The organism is Peptoniphilus indolicus (genome assembly GCF_900454665.1).
Lineage (GTDB): Bacteria > Bacillota > Clostridia > Tissierellales > Peptoniphilaceae > Peptoniphilus > Peptoniphilus indolicus.
The window spans coordinates 2,179,778-2,198,406 of sequence record NZ_UGTH01000001.1; the positions used below are offsets into that span (position 1 = coordinate 2,179,778).

An 18,629-nucleotide genomic window follows, 5' to 3' on the forward strand; every position below is an offset into this window, starting at 1 on the left:
ACTCCTAGGAGTTTTGTTTGCTATGCCTATTTTTAGTGGTTTTTGTTTTATTTTAGTTTTGGACTTATTTTAGCTGCTATGTGTTGATTTTTATATAAAATGAGAGGCTCGATTTTATGAGCCTCCCCAATGTTTGACATAGAGCCTATAAAGAGTCTGTTAGAACTTATTCATTCTAACAGACTTTAAACTTCCTAAAAACTATATTCTAAATAAATGACTAATTTTTTTATAAATAAACATTGTAACAATTGAAACTAAAAATCCCTTTATTAAATTAAATGGTACGAGAGAATAAATCATCATATCCCATAAGCTATTAATGTTTGAATTAACAGCTTTTCCTGCATTTATAATTGCTTCCATAGGCATAAAGTTTGCATATAGTGGAAAAATTACAAAATAATTTGAAATTGTTGCCACTATTGTCATTAATACAGTACCAATTAACATACCAACGATTGCGCCTTTAAAGGTATTATCTCTCTTATAGATTATACCTGCTGTTCCTGTTAAGACAGAGGCGATTATAAAATTAGACAATTCTCCTACTCCCCCAGTAGAAGTCCCCTTTAGCGCTATGTGAAGTACATTTTTAACCGCACTTATTATAATTCCAGCCACCGGACCCATTGTAAATGCTCCAACCATTGCCGGTAAATCAGAAATATCAAGTTTAATAAATGATGGTGCAATAAATGTCAATGGAAATTCAAAAAACATAAGTAAAAATGCAACTGCACTCAACATTCCGATTCTACTCATCACTTTAGTATTACTCTTACTGTTAACTTTATTCATAAATAACCCTCCCAAAAATTTGGGCTCAAAAAAAGCCCCAAAACTTCGGGGCATTCAATCACAACTTTAATTGCAATTTCTTCTTTCATCCAGACTTTACTGTCGGTACTTGAATTTCACAAGTTCAATCCTATTTAAAAGGATTCGCGGACTTTACCGCCGGTCAGGAATTTCACCTTGCCCTGAAGATACTTACTGTAATTAGTATACTATACTTTTTCATACTTTACAATAGTTTCATTCTAATAATCCCTATTATAATTAAGTGTAATGGATAAAATGCGTAGAATAAATATTTTAAATTCAAACCTCTTTTCCCATTATAAAAATAAACTAATGGGATTGACAGAAATACTGCCGGCATATGAATTTCAAAAGCAAAGGCTGGCAATATGGATATAGCTCTTGTCTCCCTACTCTTACTAAATGAATACATAATAATAGCTGCCACTATACCATACATTCCATAGTCTGCCTCAATAACTTCAGACACTACTGCAAATGTAAACACAGTTATTATACCCAACAATATACCTTTAAACCTACTAAACTTTTCTTCTGAAATTTTTATACAATATAACATTGCTAAAATCAAAGATAGTTCTACATATACATTTTGACTATGAGCACTATAATATCCTCCATTTAAAGCCATATCAAATGGAACTTCAGATATAATAGCAAAAATTACCATTCTAAAAAAATATTTTTTTATATTTTTAGTTTTATTAAAACCCTCGATAAGTAAAAATAGAAATATAGGAAATGCAATTCTTCCTATACTCCTCATGGCATAATATAATTCATTTACATTTAACCCTAATAAAGATATATTATTTACATTATTTATAATGCCTGCTGCAGTATGGTCTATAGCCATACATAACATAGCTATTATTTTTAATGTGCTGGAACTCAACAAATCCTTTTTCATATTATCTCCTAACTTACCATTTGAGTATTTGAATCATAGACTACAACTGGCATATTATAAAAAGAATTTGAAAATAAAGTAGGCATTATTGAAGGCGGTGTATTTACACAACCATGTGAACCATTATGTCTGTATATGCTCCCTCCATATGTGCTTCTCCATACTGAATCGTGTAATCCACATCCAGTCCAATCAAAAGGCATCCAATAGTCTACATGTGATTCCCATGTTGCTCCCTTTAATATCCTGTCTCTTTCCTTGGCCCATACTTTTTGAGTACCTGTTGGAGTTGAATTTCCCTTTGTAGGGTCTCCTGACACAATTGGAGTTTCTAAAACTTTCTGTCCATCTTTATACATCCACATATGTTGTCTTCCAAGGTCTATTTCAATATAAGAATTTCCTATATCATTAGTCTCTCTTCTATATCCTTCTAGTCTATATACTGGTTTTATAGTTACAGTCTTAGTGTTTTCTAAAGCCTTAACTAATTCATCTGTGCTTGATTTTACATCTGTCATCCAACCATATATTCCTCCGCTGACTCTTGCAATTCCAAGCCCTGTAGTTTGAAAATCTCTTGTTGCCTTGAATGTATCGTATTTACCAGCTATATACTTTATATATTGCTCAACTTTTTCTACATCTGGCACCAATAAATTTTTTTCATTTGGAGAATAAAGGTTTATAAGCGAATCATTCTTCAATACTTCTTTTCTATCTGCAAAGTCATAAGTTATTTCAAATTTATTCAAATTATTTTTTTGTTCAAGTTGTGAAAGTAATTTTTCATCATCTTTTTTTATTTTTGGATTATGGTAAATTCCCTCTTTTTCTAAATCCAATACTTCATCTCTATTTTGAACAGCTTCCAAAACTTTTTTCGCAAACAATTCACTATTTATTTTATTTCCATAAACTTCCGGTTTTACTACAAATTTATCCCCTTCAAAAACCACTTTTGCATCTTGTGGTTCAATTCTTGGCGCTGTATTTATCTTTAAACTTTCCAAAACTTGATTAAACTTCTCGAAGTCATACTTAGCTGTATTTTTTAATTTATATTCTTTTTTTATTAAAATATATGCTGGCCAATAGAGAGAATTTTGCTCAACACTCTGCCCTTTATTCAAAGTATCTGAATAATCAAAACTTTTTGAATACAGAGTTTCTTCTGAATCTCTTTCAACAATTTTTAACTTATATTCTCCATATTTAGAATTATAATTTTCATACAGTTTCGACTTATTGGTTAAACTAAAATCTTTCCCATTTATAAATGTGTTAGGCATAAAATTATCTTTAAATATATTCACTCCAACCACATATATTGTCAGTACAACTGACAAGATTAAAAAAATTGTCACTTTAAATAATTTCTTCATCTATTTTCTTCACCTATAACTACTTTTGTATATCCTTGCTTATATCCATAAGCTTATGAAATAGCTCGCTGATTTTTTCTTTATACTCTTTATTTACCAATGCTTCTATAGCTTTTTCTATTACTTTTTCTTCTCTTTTAGAGTCAAAAATTTCTATCTTATTAGATTTTTTCCACTCCCCTATCTTAACTGCAATATTTATTCTCTCTTCAAAAAGCTCTACTATTTTTTTATCAACTTCATCTATTTCTCTTCTTAAATTTTCTAAATTATTCATGTCTACACCACCAAATTACAATATGTAAACTAATTTAATCTATTTTTACTAATACCATTAAATACATATATTTTATTTCATAATATAAAGTAAAATTAATTTATACTTTCATTAGATAATGATACCACAGAGCAATTTATTTTTTATTACAAATTAAATACAATTTAGCAACAATATTTTAATTTTTATAATCTTAAAAAAAATAGAAGTTTCGCAACTTCTACTTCTCATTCTATAGTCTTGACTTTTACAAAGAAATAATAACAATGTGCCAAAAATACAACTACTAAGCATATTCTTCCATGAATATTGCTCATTACTAAAAAAGAAATTCCTAAAAATAAAGTTATCATGCCCATTATTTTCAACTTCTTTTTAATAGTCATACCTTCTTTCTTTTTTAAAGGTTCTATATTATTTTTATAAATTTCTGTCTGCAAAAACCAACAATTAAATTTTTCTGAACCATTTGCAAAGCAAGCTGTTGCCAATAATAAAAATGGTGTAGTTGGAAGTACCGGTATATATATCCCGAAAATACCTAATCCCAGCAATATAAAACCTAATAATATATATAATGTCTTCAAAATTTACTCCTTTTCTATTTTAAAATTTCGGCAATACTATTAACCTATTCTTAAATTTTTCTATACTCAATTTTGTATCATAAATCCTACTTATAGATTCTTCTGTCAATTCAACTTTAGGATCTCCTTTGAATTCAACTTTACCATTATACATTCCAACCACTTCATCTGAATACTGTAGCGCTTGATTTATATCGTGAAGTACCATTATTATGGTTGTTGATAATTCTTTATTTAATTTTTTTACCAATTCTAAAATTTCAATTTGATATTTTATGTCTAGATATGTTGTAGGTTCGTCCAAAAATAATATCTCTGTCTTTTGTGCAATTGACATTGCTATCCAAACTCTTTGCAATTGCCCTCCAGATAATTGACTAATAAACTTTTTTCTAATATCTTCTAATCCACATAATCTTATTGCAGTTTCTATTTCATAATTATCTTTTTCATCAAGTCCTTCCATAAATGATAGATATGGATTTCTACCATAACTAACCAAACTTTCAACATCTATATCTCCCACAAACTTATTCTGTTGATGTACTATAGCAACCTTTTTTGCAAAATCTTTTCGATTTATATCATCTATATTTTTGTCATTGAGTTTAATAATTCCGTGTCTTATTGGGAGTTCTTTAGTACATAGTTTAAAAAGTGTACTTTTCCCACACCCATTACTTCCAAGCAAAGTAGTTATTTTACCATTATCAAAAGTTAAAGATAAATCTTTTATCACGTGTTTACTTCCATAGTAAAAATTTAATTTTTTAATTTCCATATTTTTTACCTCTTACTTTTAATAGAACTATAAAAAATGGTCCACATATTGTAGTCATAATTATAGACGGAGATATTTCATATGGGTAAACTATAATTCTTCCCAGAGTATCTGCTCCAAGTAAAATAAAGCCACCTAATAAAGCTGAAAAAGGTATTAGGTATCTATGATTACTACCCACCACTATTCTTGCTATATGAGCTACTAATAGACCTAAAAAACCTATTACTCCAACTATAGCCGTTGCGACAGACGCTAACGCAACCGCTATTATTGAAATTATAAATCTATCTCTATTTACATTTACTCCTATAGCTTTCGCCGTCTTATCTTCTAAGCATAATAAATCACAACTTCTACCCAAAAACATTGATGCTACTAATCCAATTCCACCATATATTTCCATAATTTTTACGTCTTGCCAAGTCTTTTGAGCTACATTACCTTCTACTATCGCTTGAACTGTATTTAAATTCCCGCCTGAAATTGCGCTAATCGCTTGAGATATCCCCGAAAATGTCATACTCAAAGCTACCCCAACAAGTATTAATCTGATTGGATTTGTTCCTCTGTCCCATGCTAAGCTATATAGAATTAAGTACGCTAATATCCCTCCCATAATTGAAAATATAGGAGCTATAAAAAATAATGTTGGTGTAATTAATATAACTATTTTAGAGGCCAAGGAAGCTGCTGCGGAAATTCCTATTATTCCTGGGTCAGTAAGTGGATTTTGCATAACCGCTTGCAATAAAACTCCGGATACTGAAAGAGATGCTCCAGCTATAATGGCTATTATAATCCTTGGAAATCTCAAATCATAAACCGCAGCAACATCAGGATCAAATTCAACAAATAATCCTTTCGCAATTTGTGTAAAACTTAAATCTATACTACCTGTTTTACACGAATAAATAACTAATAACACTAACCCAAAGATTAAGATTAAATACTTAAAAAGTTTACCAACATTATTTTTCATAGAATATCTCTCCTAAATCATCTAAAGCCTCAGGATAATTAAACTTTGCACTCATTCCAAATTTAGAATGCTCTAAATCGTAAACTTTTTTATTTTTCACAGCTCCAAAATGTTTCCATATATCATTTGTTTCAAAATCTTTCTTAAACATTTCCTTAACTTGTTTAGGCATTGCATGAGATGTTCTCAAGATAATATCGGGTTCTTTATTTAGTATATCTTCTGTATTTATCGTCAAAAATTGTTTATTAGAACCTGAATACACATTTTCACCACCGGCTAATTTTACAAGACTCCCAACGTAAGAGTTTTCTGTAGCCACCACATAAGAACCCGGCAAACCCATTAAAATTAAAACCTTTGGAGATTTTTCTTTATTATATTTCTCATTAAAATCATCCACATTCTTTTTATATTCAGCTATTAATTTAGATGCCTGTTCCTTTCTTCCCAATAAATCGCCTATATCCGCTATACTTTTGTACATACCATCTAAATTATTTAAATTTAGAAATCCATAATTTAAGTTAGCAGCTTCATATTTAGGCAACAAATCAGAAATCAAACTCACAGGACTAAAAATATAATCAGGTTGCATCGATTTTATCTTCTCCATATCAGGAGTCATTGCAACGCCTATCTTCGGCAGATTTTCATATCTCTTTGGACATTTATCAATCTTACTATCCGCAACGGCTATAAGCTCTACTTCAAGCTTATCCATTATATATGCTGTTGCCATTGATGTTACAATAACTCTTGGTTTTTCCGGCGAAGCTAAATTATTCAAGTTTCTATTTTCTCTTTTTTGGTCAACACATCCTAATAATAGGAAAATACTTAAAAATATAGTAAAAATTTTAGTCTTCATCTTCTTCCACCATTCTATAGTTTTCTAACTTCAATCTTTTTAAATATAACATAGATGCTAATGCTGCACATGCTAAGAAAACTGTAATCAACGAAATTACACCTAAAATCATTCCTATAAATGCTTTTGTAATAAAACCCAATGGCCTTTTATCTAAATCTTTTTTTTCTCTTAAATCATCCTCTTCTCCAAGTAATTTTTTTAATTCTGGAGAATCTTTCATCAATAATCCGTGACTATAACCAAGTTCTTCAGATGATAAATTAGAATTTACAGATTTAGTTTCTATTTTTTCTCCAATTGAGTTTGAAGTTCTCTCAAAATTCCCCGTTGATTCAACTTTTAAATTTTCTATTTCACTCTCTCCATGAATTTCATTATTCAAACTCTCTTCCTCTAAAAGATTATTTTCATCCATTGCTATAAAATCTGTATTACCTTCAACAAAATTATCTACATCAAAATAAAAAATTATATCCCTTCCCATCGGTTCAACAAAAAAACTAGACCTTATAATCACATTTTTTGAAGGAATTTCAAATCTGTAGTCTCTTGTATCTCCATTAGTTTGAACTACTTCAGCTATAGCTGAGTAAAAATCAGAATCTCCTTTAACTTGAACTGCAAAAGTTTCATTTTTTATGTTAGACGCTAAATTAAATCTAACAGTCAAATAATATACTCCATCAACTTCTTCCAAAAAAGCTTGTTTATGTAATACATTTTCAGTCATTCCCTGACCAATCTCTGGATTATTCCCAGCATCCTCTATAATCCCTGTAATCGGATGAGAATAATAAGGCGTAGCTCTTCCAACTTCACTTCCGTAAGCAAAAATTTTTGAATTAAAAGTCACTAAAAAAACAAATAACAAACATATAAAAATTTTTTTCATCTTATTTCTTCCTCGCTCTTAATCTGCTATTTTCTTGAAATTCTTCAAGTATTATTTTGTAATTCCTGCTTAAAATAATTATTGAAACAACATTTATAAAAATTACTAAAACTCCTATTAAAAATATAACTAATCCATTTTCTCTTGCTTCTTGGTTATTTATATTTCTAAAAGATACTGCATCTACACTTGAAACCTTTTCTTGTACATTATTTATTTTTGAAGAAGTATTAATTGGAATATTTTTTGAGCTACTATTTTCATTTTTAAATTCACTTCTCTTTTTAGTTTTTTTTATTGGCATACTTTTACTAGATTTTTTCTTTATTTCATTTTTTTTAAAGTCACCAATTTTATTCAATTTATCTACTTTCTCTTCTTTAACTACTACAAATTCACCTAAACTATCACTTTCTATAAAAAAGCATCCATCTTTTATTGAATAATTTAAATTTACTTTAATACCATCTTTAATTTGATAAATATTAGGATTATCTTCCGGTTTTATACTCTTTACAGGTATCCCGATATTCATAATACCTTTAGGTAAGATATTTTTTCTCAAACTTTGAATATCTTCTCTCCCATAAGGTATTTCTTCTAAATTCCCTAATGTTTCTAATTTATAAATTTCAACTATATCTAAAGGACTGAAAAGTTTATTTATTTCTTCTGACCTATCTGAAGTCAGTTTATTTGCATAAAAATTAAAGTCTTCATCAAATGTATTTTCTCTAAATTCTAAAATAAATGATTTATCTATCTTTTTCCCAGCTAAATTACTATTAAACAAAGGCTTTTTAATGCCTGTGTTAAATTTTTCTATAATTTCAGACTCTTTTAAATCTATCTTTTTAATTTTATCTAAATCTATATGTAGTCTAGCTTTTATCGGTTTATCTCCCATAGGTTCAACTTTAGGATCTACAAGCACTTCTAAATCATACGAATATTTTTTTATCGAAATCTTAAATACACTCGGTCGTCTTTCTAAACTCTCATCAACTTGAATAGAATAGTCATTTGCTTCAGCAGATATATAATTTTTTTCGTCCAAATAATATAAATTAACAAGTCCTGCTGTAATATTTTGTATCTGTATCTTATTCACATTAATGAATAAATAAGCTTGACCATTTTCAACCAATAACTCTCCAGTCTGATTTAATGCTACATTTCCCATAGATAGTTTATCTTCAACTGCATGCATTAATTTAATAGGAACTTTATAAATTCCATTTTCTAACTTTATAAATTCTTTTTCACTACTTTTTTCATTTAACTCCGATTGAAATTCAATTTTCTCATCACATTCTTCTGATAAACTTTTAGCTTGTATGAAATTTAAATTAACAATTATAAATATAAAAGAAATTAAAAAACATACATTTTTTTTAATCATATATCCCTCCCATATTTAATTTTGATTCTATCTACCCTTTTGATAATAAATATCATTCATTTACTTTTAAAGAATAAACTTCCTGCTCAAACTTTTAAATACTTTCCCATAAAAAAGAAAGTTAACTTACATTAACTTTCTTTAAATTTTTATGCTCTTATTTTTAATCTAACTTTTACAAAGCCTAAATTATAGTTGTTTTTAATTTAAAATCGTCCTTATTTCTTTGTTAATAAGAGTTAACATAAACTATATTAATTTAATTCTAAATTTAATAGATCAATTATTATTATAAAATTAGCTTTTTCTTTATGAATTTTGCTAATTCCTATTTTTGAATTTAAATTTAAATTTATAGATGACTTTAAAATATGACCTCCCATTAAATGCCATTCTTTAAATATATTGATTGGTATGTAAAATTTTTTGTTTTTATACTCAATTATATGTTCTTCACCTTTAAGCGTATAATATAGTTCAGTCGCGATCCCAGTTTTGGTATATCCTTGTATAGGTCTTTTTATTGATTTAGGTTTTAACGTAATAAATGATTCATGTGACACTATTATTGTTGCTTCATCTTCAAATCCCATCATAGCCATTGATAGAGGATTAAAAGATTCTCTTTCATCTAATTTATATTTCTGTATGGAGAGCATAGCCCTATACTCTCCACTTGGAAATACATTGATTAAATCTTTATAATCTACATTACCATTTTTCTTAAATCCATTTAATATACTAGCTTTATTTACTATCTTCTTATTAAAGCTCTCTAATGAGCTTGCAAGTAGTGCATATGAAATTTTCTCGCTCTCTTCTAAAGAAAATTGAAGTCCTCTATTTAAAAACAATTCTATAGCAAATCTATTTTCGTCTAGTTCTTGCGCAATACTTTCTCCAATTTTTGTAAGCTTGTATTTGTTTACTTCTCTATATAAAAGACCCTCTTTAATCATATTATCTAATATATTTTTTGAATTAGGTTTAGTACAAGAAAAGGCTCTAGCTACAGAAGTAATGTTATTTTCTTTTTCATTATTTTTTAAATGTAAAAGATATAATTTTTGTATGTTTGTAATCTCTAAATTTCCCATATCAACCTCTAAAATTTAATCTCTTGCCATTTTCTGTATTCTATTCGCAATTCTAAGAGTAGACAATTTATGACTTACTATTATAACTGCTTTATCCTTTGTCTCTTCCCAAAGGGATTTTAAAATTATCCCTTCATTCAAACTGTCTATATTTGAAGTTGGTTCATCTAACAACATCAATTTCCCGCCATGTAAAAATCCTCTTGCTATTGAAATTCTCTGTTTCTCTCCTGTTGAAAGAGAGCTTCCTAAAACCTCAACTTCTGTATCATAACCATTTGGTAAATCTTTTATAAAATCATGTACAGAAGCTTTTTTACACGCTTCTAAAATTTCATCGTCAGTCGCATCCTGCTTTGCTATTCTCAAGTTATCAGCTATAGTACCTTTAAATAAGTGTGTACTTTGAGTTATATACGTATGATTTTTTCTCAAACTTTCAGTATTAATATCCTTTATGTCTATCCCATTTTCTAGTATCTTTCCAAATTTAGAATCATAAAATCTCATTATCAACTTTAATACCGTAGATTTACCGCATCCACTTTTACCTGAAAGCCCTAATATATCACCTTTTTTTAATTCTAAATTAAAATTATCTAAAACTTTCTCATCTTTATAAGAAAAAGATATGCCTTCAACTGATAAATCATTAAATTCTATATTTTTGCCTCGGCTGTTCGATTCAACCATAGGCTCTTCTTCTAATAAATTTATAACTCTCTTACCGCAGGCAAAAGTAGTAAGTAAATTATTTGCCAAATTAGATAATGCCGATACAGGCCCAAATGAGCTCATAAATATTATCATCGGAACTACCATTGCTACTAAATCAACATTTTTATTTTTATATAAATAAAGTGCTGTAACCATAAAAATAATATTTCCAAACATAATAACCGAGCTTGATAATCCTAAATTCTCACCATATATTTTACTCAACTCTTTTGAAGCTCTATTTAACTTTTTTGTCTTCAATATCATCTCATCTCTTCTATTAGAACCTGTGAAATATTGAGTTGATTCTCCTATTCCATAAAAAGTATCCATTATTGATGAATTCAAATCACTTACTGCTTTTCTCTGAACATCTCCAATATTCCTAGCTCTATTAGATGTTATTATCGGAATTAATATAGCCATTATAATGTGAAAAATTAATAATATAAAAGAATATATAATATTAAATTTCGATAAAACTATTGTATAAAATATAGTGTGAATAAAAGCTATTAAAACTGGAGATATAGTGTGTGCATAAAATACTTCTAGTAATTCTATATCAGAGGTGATTATAGATACCATTTCTCCGCTATCTATGCCTTCCATTTTTGCAGGTGCTAATTTTCTAAGTGCTTTAAAAATTTTATCTCTTATAATTTCTAAAACTTTAAATGCAACATAATGATTACATAGTTGTTCAAAATACCTCAACAAAGACCTTAAAATAGCAAAAGTAAATAAAATTATTACCAAGTTTTTTATTCCAAATTCCATTTCCTTTACTTTTATAATTCCATAGCCGCCAACAAATGGAATTGCTGTTGCAATTATATGCCCTAAACTTCCGAATAAAATTGCAAGTACCATTACTCCTGTTAATGGCTTTACAAGCACAATTAACTTTTTCACTAATATCAAATACTCTTGTAATTTTTTCATTTAATCCTCCAATTTTCAAGCGCCACTTGAGAATTATAGAGTTTTGAAAAATTACCATTCAACTCAATTAATTCTTTGAAAGTGCCTTTTTCTTTAACCTCAGAATTTTCCATATAATAAATACAATCTGCACTAACAGAATGTTTTAAACGATGGGATATTATAATTATCAACTTATTTTTCTTCAACTCTTCAATAAATTGCATAATTATATCCTCGCTCTCAGCATCTATGTTTGAAGTCGCTTCATCGAAAATATAAATTGGAGAATTTTTTAGTATAGCTCTTGCTATAGCTATTCTTTGTCTTTGACCTCCCGAAAAATTATTTCCTTGTTCCGATATCAAAGTATCTAGACCATTTTCAGAAATAAAGTAATCTTTAAGACTTAACTTTTCCAATATACTCCACATTTCAGATTCTTTAATATCTTCATTTCCCATTTGCAAATTGTATCTTAATGTACCTTTAAATAGATATGGGTTATTCGTAACCAATGTAGCATTTTTTAAAATTTCTTCTTCCTTTAAATTTGTTTTACCACCATAACTTATTTCTCCAGTATTTGGAATTATTGAGTTCATAAGTAATGCTGCTACTGTCGACTTACCACAACCAGATTTTCCGACCAAATAATTTAATGTTCCAAATTTAAAATCCATATTTATATTATTTAGAACTTGTCTAATACCATCGTATGAAAAGCCGATATTATTCATCACTATACTCGGTGTTTTAGTATCTATATACTCATTTCCTTTAAGTTCTTCTTTAGTTTCCATAACTCTAAATAGATGGTCCACTGCCCCCATTCCATTCATAGCTATATGAAAGAAAGAACCTAATAATCTAAGTGGTAAGAAAAATTCAGAAGAAATTAAAATAACTACTAAAACTTGCTGAATATTTATTTCCCCTAAATCATAGTAATAAGCACTAAATAATATACCTAGAACAGCTCCTGAATAGGCTATTATATCCAGAACTGTTATGTTATTAAGTTGCATACTCAATACTTTCATAGTTTTTATTCTAAATTCTTCAGCATATTTATTTAATTTTTTGTTTTGTGCTTCATCTGCATTAAATATTATAAGTGTCGTAAGACCTTCTAAAAAATCTACAAACACCTCAGATAAGTCAACATAACTTCCCCAATATTGTGAATTTATTTTCTTAGCTAATTTTTGAACAAGTATAATTGCCATTGGAATTAACGGAACTAATACAATTAAAACTATAGCTATTACCTTATTTATATTTAATAAAAAACAAAACAATATTATCGGAGATACTATTGAATACACCAGTTGAGGAATGAATGAACTAAAATAAACTTCTAAATTTTCAATCCCATTCACTGACAATTGAGAAATTTCAGCTATATTAAAATTCTTTGAATATCTCATTCCATAGCTGTAAACCTTGTCAAATAATTTAATTCTTATTTTTTCTTTTACCTTACATGATAATTCATTAGAAATAGCACTAATTAGCCTAATTACACCTATTTGGAGTAATAAAATCACCCCTAATACAGCTATTAATTTATACTCAATGATATTTAAATTAATCACACTAGTAACTGAATTTGCTATACAATATATCATTCCAACATTCAATAATAGCGCAACAATTTTTAGCATAATTAAATAAAGTATATATACTTTCTCTTTTTCCATAAGCTTCAGTAACTTTTTATTAATCATCAGCTACCTCCGTCTTTAACTCCGAAATTAGATTGTATCTTATACTTTCTTCATAAAAAATATTTGGTGCAAAAATTTTAATTCGACACCAAAATTTTCTTTCATTTTTTAAAAGAAGTGTTCCACTTAAAAAAATAGGTTTCAATTTTTTTCTCCTCTCTGTCGGGTAGACAGAACCTATTTTTCACATAACCTAATTATAACAAAAAATATTTAATCAGCAAGTAATTTTGATACTAAATATCGTTTAATCTTTAAATTTATAATCTAACTAAAAAAAGAACTAACTACTTGAGTCAGTTCTTTATCTTAAATATCAAATTTATTTAGCTTCTTTTTTAGCTTTTGCTTCAGCTATAACTTTTTCTGCAATGTTAGAAGGAACTTCTTCATATCTTGTAAATTCCATAGTGAATATACCTCTACCTTGTGTCAACGCTCTAAGATCGATTGAATATTCAAACATTTCAGCTTGTGGTGCTTCTGCAATTAACAGTTGTGTACCATCACTTTGTTGGTCCATTCCAAGTATTCTACCACGTCTCTTGTTCATGTCTCCCATTACATCTCCAAGATATGTGTCAGGAACAACAACTTCAACTTTTACAATTGGCTCTAATAAAACCGGTTTTGCTTCTTCCATACCTTTTTTAAATGCTATGTTAGCTGCCAACTTAAATGAAACTTCATTTGAGTCTACATCGTGATATGAACCATCATATAAGACAGCTTTAAAGTTTGTCACAGGATATCCTGCAAGCACACCATGTTCTTTAGATTCTATAATTCCCTTTTCAACTGCTGGGAAGTAATTCTTAGGAACTGCTCCACCAAATACTTCTTCATCAAATATAAAATCTTCATCAGAAGGTTCAAATCTAATCCAAACATCTCCATATTGTCCTGCACCACCGGATTGTTTCTTATGTTTACCTTGAACTGATGCAGTTCCCTTTATTGTTTCTCTATATGGTATTATGAACGGAATTATATTTACTTCAACTCCAAATGTATTCTTTAATTTTTCAAGTATTACATCTAATTGAACTTTACCTTGACCACCAATTGTCAATTGTTTAGTTTCAGGATTTCTTTCAATAACTATTGATGGATCCTCTTCTTTTAATTTTCTCAAAGAAGTTGAAAGTTTTTCTTCATCACCTTTTGTCTTAGCTTCTATTGCATAGTAAAGAACAGGTTGCGGGAATTTAGTAGACTTAAATTTTACAATATGATTTTTATCGCAAAGAGTGTCTCCTGTCTCTGTATGAGCAAGTTTAGTAGTAGCCCCTATGTCCCCTGCATAAACTTCTGATATTTCACTTTGAGTCTTTCCTCTTACCAAATACAATCCACCCAATTTTTCATTTTGTTCTCTTGTTGAATTATACAATAAAGTATCTTTTGTTAACTTTCCTGAAATAACCTTAAATATTGTTATCTTTCCAACAAATGGATCAGTTATAGTTTTTATTACACCTGCTGAGAAAGGTTCTTTATCTGATACGGTTCTTTCTTCCCCTTCAACGTGTCTAAATCCTAGATGAGCTCTTTCATCATCTGGAGCAGGCATATAATTTATTATAGTATTTAAAAGAATGTCTATTCCTATTCCCTTTTCTCCAGAACCAACTAATAGCGGAACTGCATCCCCTTCTAATAGCGCAGTTGTAACACCTCTTAATAAATCATCTCTACTGAATTTTTCTCCAGAGAAATACTTTTCCATTAAAACTTCATCAGAACTTGCAACTACTTCTGCTATTTCTTCATACATTCTTTCAGTAGCTTTTACTTGGTCATGAGTGAGTTCTATTTCTTCAGGAGCTCCATTTTTATACTTGAATCCTTTTTGATAGATAACGTCTGTAACTCCTATAAAGTTTTCACCTTCTCCTATAGGTACTGAGAAAGGAATTACTTTTTTCCCAAATCTGTCTTCAAGCTCTTCCATAATCCTTCTGAAATTTACGTTTTCCCCATCTATTTTATTAATGAATATTATTCTTGGAAGCCCTATTTTTTCAGTATATTTCCACATTCTCTCTGTTCCAACTTCAATTCCAGAAGTTGCATCTATAACCATAAGAGCTGCTTCTGAAGCTCTTAACGCCCCATAAGCTTCTCCTATAAAGTCAAGATATCCGGGAGTGTCAATGATATTTACTTTTGTATTTCTCCATTCAACAGGTATTATTGATGTTCCTATTGAAGTGCCTCTTTCCATTTCTTCTTTAGAAAAATCACTTACTGTGTTTTTTTCTGAAACACTTCCTAATTTTTTAGTAGCACCACTTTGAAATAACATAGCTTCTGTCAAATTTGTCTTACCGCTTCCACTATGCCCAACTAATGCTAAATTTCTAACCTGTTCAGTTTTATATACTTTCATATCTATCCTCCTATATTTGAAATCGTTTTACCATGACATTATATCATAAATTTATGATTTTTTATATGTTTTTAATTCATTCAGATATCATATAACAGTAAAAATATTTTATCTATTTCATATTTATTCTTCCTCTAACTCAAATCTATATTTTTGTTCAACATTTGGATACTTTTCTCTGTCTACTTCTGAAATAAACATCTCATAAGGTCTTGCATATATACCGTAATCTCCATACAATGCTTGATATACTACTAATTTTTCTCTAGTTTCACTATGTATTGCTATGTTTAAAACTTTATACATTTTACCTTTAAAGTGTCTGTATTTTTTATTTACTATAAGTTCTCTCACTTTTATTCTCCCTGACTTATGTATAAAAATTAGGCCGAGATTTCGACCTAATTTTAATGCAAATTAAATTATTTTGCTTCTGTTTTTGTCTCTATTTTTTCTTCAGCTTTTGGTTCAGCTTTAATTTCTTTTTTAGCTTCTTCTTTCGCTTCAGGTTTTACTTCTTTTTTAGCTTCTTCTTTCGCTTCAGGTTTTACTTCTTTTTTTGCTTCAGCCTTTTCTTCCTTCATTTCAGGTTTCATTTCTTTTTTAGCTTCTTCCTTCATTTCAGGTTTCATTTCTTTTTTAGCTTCTTCAGTTGAAATTAATACTTTATTTTCAGCTTCATTATATTCTACCTTTACCATATTAAGAGCTTTAGCTACATCTCTTAAACGATAGTAGTTGTTTCCTTTTATTTTATAAGCTTTTACTTCTAAAAGTTTTTCTTCAGCTTTTGGTTCAGTTTTAATTTCTTTTTTAGTTTCTTCTTTTGTTTCAGGCTTTACTTCTTTTTTTGCTTCAGCCTTTTCTTCCTTCATTTCAGTCTTTGCTTCTTTTTTAGCTTCTTCTTTCGCTTCAGGTTTTATTTCTTTTTTAGCTTCTTCCTTCATTTCAGGCTTTGCTTCTTTTTTAACTTCTTCTTTCGCTTCAGGTTTTACTTCTTCTTTTGCTACTACATAAACTTTATCATTAGTTATTTCAGCTGTAACATTTTCTTCTAAATCTTCTACTTCTTTTCCGTCATTTTTATATTCTTGACCTAATGTTAAAAGAACTTTACCTTCACTGTATTCAACTGAGAATTTTGAAGATGTTTGATTTAAAACCATTGCTAAATCACTTAATTTGAAATAATTTTCTCCATCAATATTATAACCTGCGATAGAAACATCTTTTCCATTTAAGCTAACTTTTTGTGGTGACACTACAACTTTAGACATAGTCATCATAGGTTGTTTTTCTGCATCTTTATTAAGTTGCTCAACAACAGCCTTAACATCTTTTACTTCCTTAACTTCTTTAGCCATAACTGGCATAGCAGAACTTGCTAATACTACTGTTGCCAATGCTACTGGTAATAATTTTTTCATTATAATCCTCCTAAAATTTTCTTATTTCCATATATCATCTAACAATATTAACTTTATGTCAAGTTATAGCTACTTAATTTAAATATTTTTGATTTTACTTAAATTAATATTTGTTATATCTTTGATTTATAGTTCTAAAATCTACATAGCAAAAATTAATTAATGACTCAAATAAAAAAATGTCGTAGCTACATAACCAAGCTACGACATTTTTTTATCTATTTCATTCCTACAATAAAACTAATTAATTCCCATTTCTTCCAGGTACTTTTTTAAATATACCTGTTACCATAAGCGCAATAGCTCCATCTCCAGTTACATTACATGCAGTACCGAAAGAATCTTGTAATGCAAATATAGATAACATAAGAGCTGTTCCGGCATCATTAAATCCTAAAACTGAAGTAATTAGCCCCAAAGAAGCAACGACAGTTCCTCCTGGAACTCCAGGAGCAGCAATGGCAAATATTCCTAAAAGGAAACAGAATAAAATCATACTTGAAATTTCCGGCATTTTCCCATATAAAATTTGTGATACCGTCATTACAAAAAAAGTTTCAGTTAAAACTGAACCACATAAATGAGTATTTGAACAAATCGGTATTACAAAATCTCTAATTTCCGGGTCTAATGTTTTAGATTTTCCAGCTGATTTTAGTGCAACAGATAGTGTCGCTGCTGAAGACATAGTACCAAGTGCCGTTAAATAAGCTGGCAGATAATGTTTAAATACTTCTTTTGGATTAGTCTTTGAAATTAAACCGCCTATAGTATAAAGCAATGAAAGCCATATAAAGTGTCCAACTATTACAATCAATATAATTTTTAAGAATACTGGCAACTCTTTAATTATAACGCCTTCATAAGAAAGTTCAGCAAAAGTTGTTCCAATATAAACCGGAAGTATGTTAATTACAACTTTATCAACTATTTTTAAAACCATTGCATTAAAATCTACTAAAAGTTCTTCCCAAACTTTTGATTTGGTCCATATTACTGCAAGACCTATTAATACAGCTGTTACAAGTGCCGTCATTACAGGCATTATAGGGCTAAAACTAAGAGCAAAAACTGACTCCGGTATAGCCTTTCCTGTTCCAACATTACTTGCTATGTCTAAATTTGGAATTATAATTCTCCCAGTAACTAAACTAAAAAGTGCAGCTCCAACTGAAGATACATAGCAGATAATAAGTGTTGTACTTAGTATTTTCCCAGCATTGTCTTTTAAAGATACTATAGCCGGCGTTATAAATCCAAGTATTATCATCGGCACTATGTAACTAATAAGATTGCTTAAAATAGATTTAATTGCATCTATTACTACTATCGCTTCAGCAGACGCAATACTACCTACTAATATCCCAGCCACTAATCCAACTATTAGTTTGAAAACTAATGTGTTAAAAAAAGACTTCTTTTTCATA

At 29.0% G+C, this 18,629-nt stretch carries 18 protein-coding genes and 1 riboswitch; all 18 genes read right to left on the reverse strand.

The annotated features are described in order from the left end of the window. Window positions 1-201: 201 nt before the first annotated feature. On the reverse strand, window positions 202-801 hold the full coding sequence (locus tag DYE58_RS10625) for an ECF transporter S component (RefSeq protein ID WP_040553254.1): 600 nt from the start codon (window positions 799-801) through the stop codon (window positions 202-204). Between the two features lie 73 nt (window positions 802-874). Beyond that, a riboswitch (FMN riboswitch) is annotated at window positions 875-995 on the reverse strand. A 32-nt stretch (window positions 996-1,027) separates the two neighbouring features. Then, on the reverse strand, window positions 1,028-1,735 hold the full coding sequence (locus DYE58_RS10630; RefSeq protein ID WP_115312305.1) for a TraX family protein: 708 nt from the start codon (window positions 1,733-1,735) through the stop codon (window positions 1,028-1,030). 8 nt (window positions 1,736-1,743) lie between these two features. After that, window positions 1,744-3,120, reverse strand: a complete 1,377-nt coding sequence (locus DYE58_RS10635) for a L,D-transpeptidase family protein (protein WP_115312306.1) — start codon at window positions 3,118-3,120, stop codon at window positions 1,744-1,746. Window positions 3,121-3,139: 19 nt separating this feature from the next. Beyond that, window positions 3,140-3,397, reverse strand: a complete 258-nt coding sequence (locus DYE58_RS10640; protein ID WP_040553202.1) for a chorismate mutase — start codon at window positions 3,395-3,397, stop codon at window positions 3,140-3,142. A gap of 227 nt (window positions 3,398-3,624) precedes the next feature. Then, on the reverse strand, window positions 3,625-3,984 hold the full coding sequence (locus DYE58_RS10645; RefSeq protein ID WP_004822195.1) for a YbaN family protein: 360 nt from the start codon (window positions 3,982-3,984) through the stop codon (window positions 3,625-3,627). 19 nt (window positions 3,985-4,003) lie between these two features. Continuing rightward, window positions 4,004-4,765, reverse strand: coding sequence for an ABC transporter ATP-binding protein (locus DYE58_RS10650; protein WP_004822196.1), 762 nt, complete (start codon window positions 4,763-4,765; stop codon window positions 4,004-4,006). Beyond that, entirely contained in the window at window positions 4,755-5,747 is a 993-nt protein-coding gene (locus DYE58_RS10655; RefSeq protein ID WP_004822199.1) for a FecCD family ABC transporter permease, read from the reverse strand. Before DYE58_RS10655 ends, DYE58_RS10650 begins: the two co-directional genes overlap by 11 nt. After that, window positions 5,737-6,618 (reverse strand): heme ABC transporter substrate-binding protein IsdE, encoded by an 882-nt coding sequence (gene isdE / locus DYE58_RS10660; RefSeq protein WP_004822200.1) that lies wholly within the window; start codon window positions 6,616-6,618, stop codon window positions 5,737-5,739. The genes DYE58_RS10655 and isdE overlap by 11 nt, the downstream gene beginning before the upstream one ends. Beyond that, window positions 6,608-7,513 (reverse strand): heme-binding Shp domain-containing protein, encoded by a 906-nt coding sequence (locus DYE58_RS10665; protein ID WP_004822202.1) that lies wholly within the window; start codon window positions 7,511-7,513, stop codon window positions 6,608-6,610. The genes isdE and DYE58_RS10665 overlap by 11 nt, the downstream gene beginning before the upstream one ends. Before the next feature lies 1 nt (window position 7,514). Then, window positions 7,515-8,915, reverse strand: coding sequence for an NEAT domain-containing protein (locus tag DYE58_RS10670; RefSeq protein WP_115312307.1), 1,401 nt, complete (start codon window positions 8,913-8,915; stop codon window positions 7,515-7,517). A gap of 254 nt (window positions 8,916-9,169) precedes the next feature. Further along, window positions 9,170-10,012: a MarR family transcriptional regulator gene (locus tag DYE58_RS10675; protein WP_004822207.1), complete on the reverse strand. Its 843-nt coding sequence runs from the start codon at window positions 10,010-10,012 to the stop codon at window positions 9,170-9,172. Between the two features lie 15 nt (window positions 10,013-10,027). Next, window positions 10,028-11,674: an ABC transporter ATP-binding protein gene (locus DYE58_RS10680; RefSeq protein ID WP_004822210.1), complete on the reverse strand. Its 1,647-nt coding sequence runs from the start codon at window positions 11,672-11,674 to the stop codon at window positions 10,028-10,030. Continuing rightward, entirely contained in the window at window positions 11,671-13,383 is a 1,713-nt protein-coding gene (locus tag DYE58_RS10685) for an ABC transporter ATP-binding protein/permease (protein WP_115312308.1), read from the reverse strand. Before DYE58_RS10685 ends, DYE58_RS10680 begins: the two co-directional genes overlap by 4 nt. Beyond that, window positions 13,376-13,528, reverse strand: coding sequence for a hypothetical protein (locus tag DYE58_RS11090; protein ID WP_004822217.1), 153 nt, complete (start codon window positions 13,526-13,528; stop codon window positions 13,376-13,378). Before DYE58_RS11090 ends, DYE58_RS10685 begins: the two co-directional genes overlap by 8 nt. 177 nt (window positions 13,529-13,705) lie before the next feature. Next, entirely contained in the window at window positions 13,706-15,775 is a 2,070-nt protein-coding gene (gene fusA / locus DYE58_RS10690) for an elongation factor G (RefSeq protein WP_115312309.1), read from the reverse strand. Between the two features lie 123 nt (window positions 15,776-15,898). Continuing rightward, window positions 15,899-16,129 carry a DUF1653 domain-containing protein gene (locus DYE58_RS10695; RefSeq protein WP_004823486.1) on the reverse strand — a complete coding sequence of 77 codons (231 nt, stop codon included), beginning with the start codon at window positions 16,127-16,129 and terminating at the stop codon, window positions 15,899-15,901. Window positions 16,130-16,197: 68 nt separating this feature from the next. Next, entirely contained in the window at window positions 16,198-17,202 is a 1,005-nt protein-coding gene (locus DYE58_RS10970; RefSeq protein WP_004823488.1) for a hypothetical protein, read from the reverse strand. 244 nt (window positions 17,203-17,446) lie between these two features. Continuing rightward, window positions 17,447-18,628, reverse strand: coding sequence for a dicarboxylate/amino acid:cation symporter (locus DYE58_RS10710; protein WP_004822221.1), 1,182 nt, complete (start codon window positions 18,626-18,628; stop codon window positions 17,447-17,449). Window position 18,629 lies beyond the last annotated feature (1 nt).